This is a genomic window from Micromonospora tarensis, from assembly GCF_016803395.1.
Taxonomy (GTDB): Bacteria; Actinomycetota; Actinomycetes; order Mycobacteriales; family Micromonosporaceae; genus Micromonospora; species Micromonospora tarensis.
In genome coordinates this window covers 1-11,888 of the sequence record NZ_JAEVHL010000055.1, presented here as the reverse complement: position 1 = coordinate 11,888, position 11,888 = coordinate 1, and the positions used below count along the sequence as shown (strand labels likewise).

Genomic DNA, 11,888 nt, shown 5'->3' with positions numbered 1-11,888 from the left:
GCCGGCCGAACCAATCTCCCCGTGCCGATGCCGGAAGGTGGCAATCCGTGAGCATGATCACCGAGCGCCCCGTGAGCAGCCCGGCCGGGCAGCGTCCGGCCCGGGCGGCCGAGGGCCCGGTGGCCCGGCGGGACGTACGCGCGGTCATCTCGGCGTACGTGACGCTCACCAAGCCACGGATCGTCGAACTGCTGCTGGTCACCACCATTCCGGCGATGATGCTCGCCGAGGGTGGGCTGCCCTCGCTGTGGCTGATGGCGATCGTGCTCATCGGCGGCTCGCTCGCCGCCGGCGCGGCCAGCGTGCTCAACTGCTACATCGACCGGGACATCGACCAGCTGATGCGGCGGACCAAGCGGCGGCCGCTGCCGGCGCACACGGTGTCACCGCGCAGCGCACTGATCTTCGGCCTGGTGCTGGCGGCGGTGTCGGTGGTGCTGATGGCGGCGTTCACCAACCTGCTGGCCGCCGGCCTCACCCTCGCCGCGATCGCCTACTACGACCTCGTCTACACCCTGTGGCTCAAGCGGTCCACCCCGGCGAACACCTTCTGGGGCGGGGCCTGCGGGGCGGCTCCGGTGCTGATCGGGTGGGCGGCGGTCACCGGCTCGTTGGCGCCGGCCGCGTGGGGGCTCTTCGCGGTGGTGTTCTTCTGGCAGATGCCGCACTTCTATCCGCTCGCCATGAAGTACAAGGACGACTACGCGCGCGCCGGCATCCCGATGCTGCCGGTGGTGGCCTCGGTCCGCCGGGTGAACGCCGAGATCCTGATCTTCGCGTGGCTCACCGTGCTGACCTCCCTGGCTGTCTGGCCGCTGGGGCTCGGCGCGATCTACGGGGTGCCGACCCTGGTGGTGGGCGCCATCTTCGTGGTCGAGGCACACCGGCTCTGCCGACGCGCGACGCGCGGCGAGGCGGTCAAGCCGATGCGGCTGTTCCACTGGTCGACGACGTACCTGACGATCGTCTTCCTGGCCGTCGCGCTCGACGCGTTGATCTGATCCGCGCTGCCCGCGGCGGCACCCACCGCCGGTGAGCGTGTTGATAACTCAGGACTAATCATGTTCGTGGATGGGTTGTCCGGTTTAACGTCACATCAGAGTAACTTTGAGCATGAGTCGGATTGACTCAACCTGCGCCGGCTGAGGGCTGGTTTCCCAAGGGTTTTTGTCGCTATAAGTCGGGATAAACCGGTCACCGGACCTGTGGTTCGCCTTAAACCTGTAGGTAATTGGCATCACAAAAGGTTCATGGTTCTCGCGCGACGGGGTGCAACTCTGCTTAGGCTTCGCGTCATGGCAGATGGTTCCGATACGACGCTGACGGCCGAGCAGACCGCCGGCGAGCAGGCGCCCCACGGCCTGGTCGCGGGCCTCAAGGCGTTCGCCGCCGGTCACGGCGGCGCGAAGGCGGTCATCGAGTACGTCGGCAAGCGTGGCGCGCGAATCGTCCTGGTGGGCGCTGACGGGGAGTGGGGCGACCAGTTCGCCGACGACACCGTCACGGCACGGGAGGCGTGCGCCAAGGCGGGAGTCACCGTCGAGAACGCCTGGGAGCGTGAACTGATGGACCAGATGCGTCCGAGCAACGACCTCTGGCGGTCGATGGCCCGGCGCACGATGGCCCGTTGAGATAGACAGCTGAATTGACCATCCATCACCAGTCGACCCGGGGGAACCCCGGGTCGCTCTCGTCACCTGTGCCGACCTGGCCGACCTCGACCCGGACGACCGGCTGGTCCTTCCCCCACTCGCCGCCCGCGGCATCACCGTCGAGCCCGCGGTGTGGGACGACCCCGGCGTCGACTGGTCCTCCTACGACCTGGTCGTGCTCCGCTCACCATGGGACTACGCGTTGCGCCGCGACGAGTTCGTCGTCTGGGCGGCAACCGTCCCAGGGCTGGTCAACCCGGCCGAGGTGGTTCGCTGGAACACCGACAAGCGCTATCTCGCCGAGCTGAGCGCCGCCGGGGTGCCGACCGTACCGACGTCGTGGGTCGAGCCGGGGGAGGGCTGGCAGCCACCCGCCGAGACCGGCGAGTACGTCCTCAAGCCCGCCGTCAGCGCCGGCAGCCAGGACACCGGCCGGTACGACCTGGCCGACCCGGAGCACCGGAATCTCGCCGCCGCGCACGTCCGCCGGCTCTCCGACGCCGGCCGGGTGACCATGGTCCAGCCGTACCTGGGTGCCGTCGACACCGAGGGCGAGACAGCGCTGCTCTTCCTGGCCGGCCCGGATGGGCTCGCGTTCAGCCACGCGATCCGCAAGGGCCCGATGCTGACCGGCCCGGACCTCGGCCCGGACGGGCTCTACAAGGCTGAGGAGATCACCTCCCGTACCGCCCGACCCGAACAGCTAGCGGTGGCCGAGAAGACCCTCGCCGCGATCCCCGGCGGCACGCGGCAGCTCCTCTACGCCCGGGTCGACCTCATCCCCGGCCCGGACGGCGAGCCGGTCCTGGTCGAGCTGGAGCTGACCGAGCCGTCACTCTTCATCGGGCACGCCGACGGGGCCCCGGACCGGCTCGCTGACGCGATCACCACCCACCTGGCCCGCCACAGCTGATCCACCCCGCCGCCGCGCGCGGGATCCGCGCGACTTCGCTGAAGTTGCGGCCTCAGCGCGCGGTGAGCCAGCACTTTCCCGATGTTGCGCGGATCTTGGGCCGGTGGTGCGGAGCGCCGTGGCGGGTCTGGTGCGGGAGCGCCGTGGGGGGATCCTGGCCCCCAAGATCGTGCTGGTTCATTGTTGTAGTGGTGTCGGCCCGTTGGTGAGGCCACTACTTCCTGGTTCGAGCACGATCTTGGCGCGGGCGGCCCGCGGGGGGCGCGGGGGTGTGAAGCGTGAAGGCGCGACGGCGCGGGTGTCAGGCGGTGACCGGGACCGGGGCGGCGGCCTCGGCCGGGACGCCCTGGGCAGCCGGGGTGACCGGGCGGCGTTCCCGGGTGGACCACTGCATCGACAGGGCGGCCAGCAGCACCAGGCAGGAGCCGAGCATGTGCGCGCCGACCAGGAGCGCCGGCACGTGGGTGAAGTACTGCACGAAGCCGATCACACCCTGACTCAGCTCGACGGCGACCAGGACGATCGCCGCACGGGTGGCCCGCCGCGCGTCGACGGCGCGGAACGCGAAGATCAACGCCACCGAGAGGCCGACCAGCAGGAAGACCACGTCGGCGTGCACCTGGGAGATGGCCTCCGGGTCCAGCCCGTTGCGGGCCGCGCCGTGGTCGCCGGCGTGCGGGCCGCTGCCGGTGACCCAGGTGCCGACGACGAGCACCGCGAGGGTGACGCCGGTGGTGATCCGGGCCAGCGCCCGCAGCGGGGTGGGCACCACGGCCACGGTCGGGCCGTCCGGGTCGCTGATGCGGCGCCAGAGGGCGTACGCGGCGGCGATCACCGCCATCGAGGCGAGGAAGTGCAGGCCGACCACCCACGGGTTGAGGTTGGTGAGCACGGTGATGCCGCCGACCACCGCCTGGGCGGGGATGCCCAGGAAGACCGCGACGGCCAGCGCGAGGAGCCCGGGGCGGCGCGGCCGGTGGGCCAGCACGGCCAGGACGGTGGCCAGCGCGATCAGGCCCACCGCGAAGGTGAGCATCCGGTTGCCGAACTCGATCACCCCGTAGATGCCCATCTCGGGCGTGGTGACGTACGAGTCGTCGGTGCACCGGGGCCAGGTGGGGCAACCGAGGCCCGAGGCGGTCAGCCGGACGGCCCCGCCGGTGACGACGATGCCCACGTTCGCGATGATCGAGGCGAGGGCGAGGCGGCGCAGCAGGGTGCCGGAGACCGGACGGACGATTCGGTTCACGGCGCAAATCCTACGCACCGTAGTGATCGAGGTTCGTCCGACTCGGTCGTCCCGGTGGTTCGGATCACCGGAACCCAGGTTTGCCACCCTCCGGGTAATTACGTAACGTTGGCGTTGTGAAAAACGCGGCGGCGCTCTCCGGGCACCAACCGACGGCCGAACCGGCCTTCGGTGCGTCCGTGTCCGCGCCCGTCGTGACCACGCCGAGCGCTCTTGCCGGGTCGGCGGCGACCGAGATCTCCACCCGGGACCGGGTCACCCAGTTGCTGCTGGAGCGGGGTGCGACCACCGCCGCGCAGCTTGGCGCGGCCCTCGGGCTCAGCCCGGCGGCGATCCGCCGGCACCTGGACGCGATGCTCGCCGACGGCGACGTCTACGCCCGGGAGCAGGCCGTGCGGGGCAGCCGTGGTCGGGGGCGCCCGGCCAAGGTTTTCCTGCTGACCGAGGCCGCCCGGGGCCGCTGTGGCACACACCACTACGACAACATGGCCACCGCCGCGTTGCGCTGGATCGCCCGCAGCGGCGGTTCGGACGCGGTGCATGCCTTCGCCGCCGAGCAGGTGTCCGCGCTGGAGTCCCGCTGCCGGACCGCCATGGAGGACGCCGGCGACGACCCGCTCGCCCGAGCCGAGGCACTCGCCTCGGCGCTCACCGCCGAGGGTTACGCTGCTAACGCGTCCACGATCGCCTCCGGCGGCCAGCTCTGCCAGCACCACTGCCCGGTGGCGCACGTGGCCGCCGAGTTTCCCCAGCTGTGCGAGGCCGAGACCGCGGTGATCTCCCGTCTGGTCGGCACCCACGTGCAGCGTCTGGCCACCATCGCACACGGCGACGGGGTGTGCACCACGCACATCCCGACCCAGCCGGGCCGCGCTCAATCCGGTAATCCCGTCACCACTGTGAGGACAGATAGATGACCGAGCAGATCGTCCAGCCCCTGACCCAGGAAGAGCAGCTCGCCGCCCTGGGCCGGTACGAGTACGGCTGGTCCGACCCGGACGCCGCCGGGGCGGTCGCCCAGCGCGGCATCAACGAGGCGGTGGTGCGGGACATCTCGGCCAAGAAGAACGAACCGGAGTGGATGCTCGACCTGCGGCTGAAGGGCCTGCGGCTGTTCGGCCGCAAGCCGATGCCGGCCTGGGGCGCGGACCTCACCGGGATCGACTTCGACAACATCAAGTACTTCGTGCGGTCCACCGAGAAGCAGGCCACCAGCTGGGAGGACCTGCCCGAGGACATCAAGAACACCTACGACCGGCTGGGCATCCCGGAGGCGGAGAAGCAGCGGCTGGTCGCCGGTGTCGCGGCGCAGTACGAGTCGGAGGTCGTCTACCACAAGATCCGCGAGGACCTTGAGGAGCAGGGCGTCCTCTTCCTGGACACCGACACCGCGCTGCGCGAGCACGAGGACGTCTTCAAGGAGTACTTCGGCACGGTGATCCCGGTCGGCGACAACAAGTTCGCCGCCCTGAACACCTCGGTGTGGTCCGGCGGCTCGTTCATCTACGTGCCGAAGGGTGTGCACGTCGAGATCCCGCTGCAGGCCTACTTCCGGATCAACACGGAGAACATGGGCCAGTTCGAGCGGACGCTGATCATCGTCGACGAGGGCGCGTACGTGCACTACGTCGAGGGCTGCACCGCGCCGCTCTACTCCTCCGACTCGCTGCACAGCGCGGTCGTGGAGATCATCGTCAAGAAGAACGCGCGCTGCCGCTACACGACCATCCAGAACTGGTCGAACAACGTCTACAACCTGGTCACCAAGCGCGCCGTCTGCCACGAGGGCGCGACCATGGAGTGGGTCGACGGCAACATCGGCTCCAAGGTGACCATGAAGTACCCGGCGGTCTACATGACCGGCGAGCACGCCAAGGGCGAGGTGCTCTCGGTGGCGATGGCCGGCGAGGGTCAGCACCAGGACGCCGGCGCCAAGATGGTGCACGCCGCGCCGCACACCTCCTCGACCATCGTGTCGAAGTCGATCGCCCGGGGCGGCGGCCGCACCTCGTACCGGGGTCTGGTGCAGGTGTTGGAGGGTTCGCACCACAGCCGGAGCACGGTCAAGTGCGACGCGCTGCTGGTCGACACCATCTCCCGCTCGGACACCTACCCGTACGTCGACATCCGTGAGGACGACGTGTCGATGGGGCACGAGGCGACCGTCTCCAAGATCAGCGACGACCAGCTCTTCTACCTGATGAGCCGGGGCCTGAGCGAGGACGAGGCGATGGCCATGATCGTGCGCGGCTTCATCGAGCCGATCGCCAAGGAGCTCCCGATGGAGTACGCCCTGGAGCTCAACCGCCTGATCGAGCTTCAGATGGAGGGCGCGGTCGGCTGACCCCGCCCGCGTGGCCCGACCCGTCGGGCCGGGCCACGCGAACCCTGGCCCACTCTCCGGCCAATCTCGTCGTCACGGAACAGACAGACCAAGGAAGAAATGACTACCCAGGCTTCCGCACCGCCGCCCAGCACCAAGTCGCAGGCGCTGCGCTCGTACGACGTCGCCGATTTCCCGGCCCTCACCGGCCTGGAGGAGGAGTGGCGTTTCACCCCGCTCAAGCGCCTCCGCGGCCTGACTAGTGAGGCGCCGGCCGCTACCGGCGCGGTCCGACACGAGTACGGCGACCTGCCCGAGGGCGTCGCCATCACCCGCGTCGGCCGTGACGACGATCGGGTCGGCAGCGTGCTGACCCCGGTCGACCGGGTCAGCGCGTTGGCGTACGGCGCCGCCGCCGACGCCCTGCTGGTGCGGGTGGCCCCCGACGTGGTGCTCGGCGAGCCGGTGCGACTGCGGGTCGTCGGCACGAGTGCCGAGCAGCCGGCGTTCGGGCACACCTTCGTCGAGGTGGGTCGGTTCGCCGAGGCGACGCTGGTAGTGGAGCACGTCGGGTCGGCCATCCTGGCCGACAACGTCGAGGTCGCGGTGGCCGACGGTGCGAAGCTCACCCTGGTCACGATCGCCGACTGGGCCGACGACGCGGTCCAGGCACAGCACTTGAAGATCAAGCTGGGTCGGGACGCCAAGGTCATCCACATCCAGGTCTCCCTCGGCGGTGACCTGGTCCGGCAGTTCACCAGCGTGGAATACACCGGTCGCGGTGGCGAGGCCGAGCTGTACGGCGTCTACTTCGCCGACTCGGGCCAGCACCTGGAGCACCGGCAGTTGGTCGACCACAACGTGCCGGACTGCCGCAGCTACGTGGGCTACCGGGGCGCCCTGCAGGGCGCTGACGCGCACACCGTCTGGGTGGGTGACGTGCTGATCCAGGCCGAGGCGACCGGCACCGACACGTACGAGATCAACCGGAATCTGCTGCTCACCGACGGCGCGCGGGCGGACTCCGTACCCAATCTGGAGATCGAGACCGGCGAGATCGCCGGCGCCGGTCACGCCAGCGCGACCGGTCGCTTCGACGACGAGCAGCTGTTCTACCTGATGGCCCGGGGCATTCCGGAGGGTGAGGCCCGGCGTCTGGTGGTCCGTGGCTTCTTCGCCGAGCTGATCAACAAGATCCCGGTGGAGTCGCTGCGGGAGCGCCTCGGCGACGCGATCGAGGCCCGATTGACCAAGGCGGGTGCCTGATGATCCGGATCTGCTCCGCCGAGGACATACCGAAGGGCACCGCGATCAGCGCGGACGTCGACGGCACCCGGATCGCCCTGGTGCACGGCGAGGACGGCGTCTTCTACGCCGCCTACGACGAGTGCTCGCACGCCTCGGTCGCGCTCTCCGAGGGTGAGGTCGACGGCTGCACGCTCGAGTGCTGGCTGCACGGCTCGCGCTTCGACCTGCGCACCGGCGAGCCGACCGGGCTGCCCGCCACCGAACCCGTCCCCGTCTACCCCGTCGAAGTCCGCGACGGCGACATCTACCTCAGCCTGACGCCGAGTAATGGAGTGACCCGATAATGAGCACCCTGGAGATTCGCGACCTGAAGGTGTCGGTCAAGCTGCCCGAGGGTGAGCTCAAGCCGATCCTGGCCGGCGTCGACCTGACCGTGAAGTCCGGTGAGACCCACGCGATCATGGGCCCGAACGGCTCCGGCAAGTCCACCCTGGCGTACTCGATCGCCGGTCACCCCAAGTACGAGATCACCGGTGGCACGGTGACCCTGGACGGCGAGGACGTGCTGGCCATGACGGTCGACGAGCGCGCCCGCGCCGGCCTCTTCCTGGCCATGCAGTACCCGGTCGAGGTGCCCGGCGTCTCGGTGGCGAACTTCCTGCGCACCGCGAAGACCGCCATCGACGGCGAGGCGCCGAAGCTGCGCACCTGGGGCGGCGAGCTGCGCGGCGCGATGGAGCGCCTCCAGATGGACCCGGCGTTCGCCCAGCGCAACGTCAACGAGGGCTTCTCCGGTGGCGAGAAGAAGCGGCACGAGATCGTCCAGCTGGAGCTGCTCAAGCCGAAGATCGCGATCCTGGACGAGACCGACTCCGGCCTCGACGTGGACGCGCTGCGCGTGGTCAGCGAGGGCGTCAACCGGGTCCGTGACACCGGCGACACCGGCGTGCTGCTGATCACCCACTACACCCGGATCCTGCGCTACATCAAGCCGGACTTCGTGCACGTCTTCGTGGCCGGCCGGATCGTCGAGCAGGGCGGCCCGGAGCTGGCCGACAAGCTCGAGGCCGAGGGCTACGAGCGGTACGCCGCCGGGGCCGGCACGGCCAAGGCCTGAGCGGGAGAGGCGCTGCCGAGATGACCAGCATCGCGATCCCCGAGGGGATGCCGCAGTACGACGACGTGCCGCGTTTCGACGTGGCCCGGGTGCGGGCCGACTTCCCGATCCTGAATCGGGAGATCAACGGGCACCCGCTGGTCTACCTCGACAGCGCCAACACCTCGCACAAACCCCGCCAGGTGCTCGACGTGCTCGACGAGCACTACGCGCGGCACAACGCCAACGTGTCGCGCTCGGTGCACACCCTGGGCACCGAGGCCACCGAGGCGTACGAGGGGGCGCGGGCGAAGGTCGCCGCGTTCATCAACGCGCCGAGCCCGGACGAGGTGGTGTTCACGAAGAACTCCACCGAGGCGATCAACATCGTGGCGTACGCCTTCTCCAACGCGTCGCTGCGTCCGGACGCCGACCCCCGGTTCCGGCTGGGCCCCGGCGACGAGGTGGTGATCTCCGAGATGGAGCACCACTCGAACATCGTCCCGTGGCAGCTGCTCTGCGAGCGGACCGGTGCGACGCTGCGCTGGTTCCCGGTCACCGACCAGGGCCGGCTGGACGAGTCGGGGCTGGCGGACCTGGTCACCGAACGGACGAAGATCGTCTCGTTGGTGCACACCTCCAACATCCTCGGCACGATCAATGCCACCGCCCGGATCACCGCGCGGGTCCGTGAGGTGGGCGCGCTGCTGCTGCTGGACTGCTCGCAGTCGGTGCCGCACCTGCCCATCGACGTGGTCGACCTGGACGCCGACTACATCGTCTTCACCGGGCACAAGATGTGTGGCCCGACCGGGATCGGCGTGCTCTGGGGGCGGGGCGACCTGCTGGCGGCCATGCCGCCGGTGATGGGCGGTGGCTCGATGATCGAAACGGTCACCATGGCCCGTTCGACGTTCGCCGCGCCGCCGGCCCGCTTCGAGGCGGGCACCCCGCCGATCGCCGAGGCGGTCGCGCTCGGCGCGGCGGTCGACTACCTGACCGGCGTCGGGATGCGCGCCATCCAGTGGCACGAGAAGGAGCTGACGGCGTACGCGCTGGAGGCTCTCGGCTCGGTGCCGGACCTGCGGATCTTCGGCCCGAGCGTGCCGGTGGGCCGGGGCGGCACCATCTCGTTCGCGCTGGGTGACGTGCACCCGCACGATGTGGGTCAGGTGCTCGACTCGCTCGGCGTGCAGGTGCGGGTGGGCCACCACTGCGCCAAGCCGGTGTGCACTCGGTTCGGGGTTCCGGCGATGACCCGGGCCTCGTTCTACCTCTACACCACCACCGAGGAGATCGATGCCCTGGTGACCGGTCTGGAGCAGGTACGGAAGGTGTTCGACTGATGCAGCTCGACCAGCTCTACCAGGAGATCATCCTGGACCACTACAAGCGCCCGCACGGGCGTGGCCTGCGCGACGCCGACCACTCGGGCGACCGGGTCGCGGAGGCCCACCACGTCAACCCGACCTGCGGTGACGAGGTCACCGTCCGGGTGGCCACCGACGGCACCGTGCTGCACGACGTCTCGTACGACGGGATGGGCTGCTCGATCAGCCAGGCCTCGGCGAGCGTGCTGCACGAGTTGCTGCGCGGTCGGGGCACCGGGGAAGCATTCGAGGTGCACGAGGCGTTCGTGGAGTTGATGTCCGGACGTGGCCAGGTCACGCCGGACGAGGACGTGCTCGGTGACGGGGTGGCGTTCGCGGGTGTGGCCCGCTACCCGGCCCGGGTCAAGTGCGCGCTGCTGCCGTGGATGGCGTTCAAGGACGCCGCGGCACGCGCCGGTGTGGGTGTGAGCCCGGAGGTGACGGCATGAGCGGGCGTCAGCGAGCGAGTCAGTGGTGCAGCGTGACGCTGCCTCATGGCTTCACGGAGCGAAACGGAGAGACGGCATGAGCAGCGAGAATACGGCTACTGCGGCGACGCCGGAGGCTGGTGACGCAGTCGTGGCGCAGGCCGGTGCGGTGACCAGCGATGCTGCCGCCCCGGCGGCTGCCGGCGATGCCGCCACCCCGGCGGAGGGCGCCGGCGTCAGCAAGGCCATGATCGCCGACATCGAGGAGGCGATGAAGGATGTCGTCGACCCGGAGCTCGGCATCAACGTGGTCGACCTGGGTCTGGTGTACGGCGTGCACGTCGACGACGAGAACGTCGCCACCCTGGACATGACGCTCACCTCGGCGGCCTGCCCGCTGACCGACGTGATCGAGGACCAGGCCCGGCAGGCGCTGACCACCGGCCCCGGCGGCGGCCTGGTCAACGACATCCGGATCAACTGGGTATGGCTGCCGCCGTGGGGCCCGGACAAGATCACCGACGAGGGTCGGGACCAGCTCCGTTCCCTCGGTTTCAACGTCTGACCCGACGTCCCGTTCCACCTTCGTCGAGCGCGGTGCCCGGATGGGTGCCGCGCTCGATTTGTCGTGGGCGGACAGGGGGACCGTCCGGACGATCGGCCTGATGAACGACGGCGGAGCGTGATCGACTTGGGTGTCCTGATGGTGGGCTGTCCCCAGCGCTCGGATGCCGCGAATGTCATGGAACGAGTCGATCAATCGTGCCGGCACTGGCCTGAATCGTTAGTGGAACGGATCATTCCGCTCTGATATACTGGCTGTGGAACGGAGCGGAACGTTCCGCTTCCCAGGCGAGCGGAATCGCTTGCCTGGCAAGGTCGGCGGAAGGGGTCGGGACATGAGCGAGATGGCAGCCGGACAGTGGCGGATCGTGCTGGACGAGGCGCACCAGGCGCTGCGGACGACCGCCGAGGGAATTCCGGCCGACGGCTGGGACCTGCCCACCCCGTGCGAGCGGTGGACAGTCACCCAGGTGCTCCAGCACGCGACCGGCGACCAGCTCGCCTTCGCGGCGGCGATCGTCGGCGGGATGGGGCCGGAGGAGGACCCGTTCGCGCCCTCCGGACGGATCGAGGGTGACAGGCTGGTCGGGCTGCGTGCCGCCCTTGACGCGTCCGCCCGCGCCTGGGCGGGCGTAGCCGACGACGACCCGCCGGTGCGGACGCCGCTGCCCCAGGGCGCACTGCCGGCCCAGGTGGGTGCCGTCGCCTGCGCCCTGGACGCGGCGGTGCACGCCTGGGACATCGCCGTCGCCACCGGTCAGCCGTCCCCGCTCCACAACGACCTTGCCCGCCCCCTGCTGGAGGTCGCCCGGCAGATCGTCGAGCCGTTGCGGAACTACGGCGCGTACGCCCCGGCGCGCGACGCCGGTGCGCAGGCCGACGACGTCAGCGCCCTGCTCTCCTACCTCGGCCGCGACCCCCGGTGGCCCGGGGTGGAGCAGTGATCGGACGACCGAGCCCGAGATCGTGCTCGATCATCGATGTGGTGGCCTCGGTGCGTCGCCGAGGCCACCACATCCTGGTTCGAGCACGATCTCGGCGCGGG

The 11,888-nt window shown here is 69.9% G+C and carries 13 protein-coding genes; 12 read left to right on the top strand and 1 reads right to left on the bottom strand.

Annotated elements, in window-relative coordinates; translation table 11 throughout:
- The first annotated feature begins 47 nt into the window (after positions 1–47).
- The 3 genes from JM949_RS13775 to JM949_RS13765 all read left to right on the top strand — a co-directional run bounded on the left by JM949_RS13775 (position 48) and on the right by JM949_RS13765 (position 2,565).
- Positions 48–1,001, top strand: coding sequence for a heme o synthase (locus JM949_RS13775; protein ID WP_203148890.1), 954 nt, complete (start codon positions 48–50; stop codon positions 999–1,001).
- Between the two features lie 294 nt (positions 1,002–1,295).
- Positions 1,296–1,631, top strand: a complete 336-nt coding sequence (locus tag JM949_RS13770) for a hypothetical protein (protein WP_203148889.1) — start codon at positions 1,296–1,298, stop codon at positions 1,629–1,631.
- Positions 1,632–1,644: 13 nt separating this feature from the next.
- Positions 1,645–2,565 (top strand): ATP-grasp domain-containing protein, encoded by a 921-nt coding sequence (locus tag JM949_RS13765; protein WP_203148904.1) that lies wholly within the window; start codon positions 1,645–1,647, stop codon positions 2,563–2,565.
- 301 nt (positions 2,566–2,866) lie between these two features.
- On the opposite strand, the gene JM949_RS13760 is transcribed toward JM949_RS13765, so the two are convergent.
- Entirely contained in the window at positions 2,867–3,832 is a 966-nt protein-coding gene (locus JM949_RS13760; RefSeq protein ID WP_203148888.1) for a COX15/CtaA family protein, read from the bottom strand.
- Between the two features lie 98 nt (positions 3,833–3,930).
- On the opposite strand from JM949_RS13760, the gene JM949_RS13755 reads away from it, so the two are divergent.
- The 9 genes from JM949_RS13755 to JM949_RS13715 all read left to right on the top strand — a co-directional run bounded on the left by JM949_RS13755 (position 3,931) and on the right by JM949_RS13715 (position 11,787).
- On the top strand, positions 3,931–4,731 hold the full coding sequence (locus tag JM949_RS13755; RefSeq protein WP_407664768.1) for a helix-turn-helix transcriptional regulator: 801 nt from the start codon (positions 3,931–3,933) through the stop codon (positions 4,729–4,731).
- Positions 4,728–6,158, top strand: a complete 1,431-nt coding sequence (gene sufB, locus JM949_RS13750; protein WP_030337321.1) for a Fe-S cluster assembly protein SufB — start codon at positions 4,728–4,730, stop codon at positions 6,156–6,158. The genes JM949_RS13755 and sufB overlap by 4 nt, the downstream gene beginning before the upstream one ends.
- A 99-nt stretch (positions 6,159–6,257) precedes the next feature.
- Entirely contained in the window at positions 6,258–7,403 is a 1,146-nt protein-coding gene (gene sufD / locus JM949_RS13745) for a Fe-S cluster assembly protein SufD (RefSeq protein ID WP_203148887.1), read from the top strand.
- Entirely contained in the window at positions 7,403–7,729 is a 327-nt protein-coding gene (locus JM949_RS13740; RefSeq protein ID WP_203148886.1) for a non-heme iron oxygenase ferredoxin subunit, read from the top strand. The genes sufD and JM949_RS13740 overlap by 1 nt, the downstream gene beginning before the upstream one ends.
- On the top strand, positions 7,729–8,502 hold the full coding sequence (sufC, locus tag JM949_RS13735; protein ID WP_007462702.1) for a Fe-S cluster assembly ATPase SufC: 774 nt from the start codon (positions 7,729–7,731) through the stop codon (positions 8,500–8,502). Before JM949_RS13740 ends, sufC begins: the two co-directional genes overlap by 1 nt.
- A 20-nt stretch (positions 8,503–8,522) precedes the next feature.
- A complete protein-coding gene (locus tag JM949_RS13730) occupies positions 8,523–9,827 on the top strand; it encodes a cysteine desulfurase (protein WP_203148885.1) in 1,305 nt (434 codons plus the stop codon).
- Positions 9,827–10,300: a Fe-S cluster assembly sulfur transfer protein SufU gene (sufU, locus tag JM949_RS13725; RefSeq protein WP_203148884.1), complete on the top strand. Its 474-nt coding sequence runs from the start codon at positions 9,827–9,829 to the stop codon at positions 10,298–10,300. Before JM949_RS13730 ends, sufU begins: the two co-directional genes overlap by 1 nt.
- Positions 10,301–10,376: 76 nt before the next feature.
- The gene (locus JM949_RS13720) at positions 10,377–10,844 is read left to right on the top strand and encodes a metal-sulfur cluster assembly factor (protein WP_203148883.1); all 468 of its coding nucleotides are present in this window, start codon (positions 10,377–10,379) and stop codon (positions 10,842–10,844) included.
- Between the two features lie 334 nt (positions 10,845–11,178).
- Positions 11,179–11,787, top strand: coding sequence for a TIGR03086 family metal-binding protein (locus JM949_RS13715; RefSeq protein ID WP_238433120.1), 609 nt, complete (start codon positions 11,179–11,181; stop codon positions 11,785–11,787).
- Positions 11,788–11,888 lie beyond the last annotated feature (101 nt).

Bases quoted from the DNA above. Each gene is read 5' to 3' on its own strand.
- JM949_RS13770 (WP_203148889.1), top strand. From the start codon at position 1,296: ATGGCAGATGGTTCCGATACGACGCTGACGGCCGAGCAGACCGCCGGC.
- sufB (WP_030337321.1), top strand. From the start codon at position 4,728: ATGACCGAGCAGATCGTCCAGCCCCTGACCCAGGAAGAGCAGCTCGCC.
- sufD (WP_203148887.1), top strand. From the start codon at position 6,258: ATGACTACCCAGGCTTCCGCACCGCCGCCCAGCACCAAGTCGCAGGCG.
- JM949_RS13740 (WP_203148886.1), top strand. From the start codon at position 7,403: ATGATCCGGATCTGCTCCGCCGAGGACATACCGAAGGGCACCGCGATC.
- sufC (WP_007462702.1), top strand. From the start codon at position 7,729: ATGAGCACCCTGGAGATTCGCGACCTGAAGGTGTCGGTCAAGCTGCCC.
- JM949_RS13730 (WP_203148885.1), top strand. From the start codon at position 8,523: ATGACCAGCATCGCGATCCCCGAGGGGATGCCGCAGTACGACGACGTG.
- sufU (WP_203148884.1), top strand. From the start codon at position 9,827: ATGCAGCTCGACCAGCTCTACCAGGAGATCATCCTGGACCACTACAAG.
- JM949_RS13720 (WP_203148883.1), top strand. From the start codon at position 10,377: ATGAGCAGCGAGAATACGGCTACTGCGGCGACGCCGGAGGCTGGTGAC.
- JM949_RS13715 (WP_238433120.1), top strand. From the start codon at position 11,179: ATGAGCGAGATGGCAGCCGGACAGTGGCGGATCGTGCTGGACGAGGCG.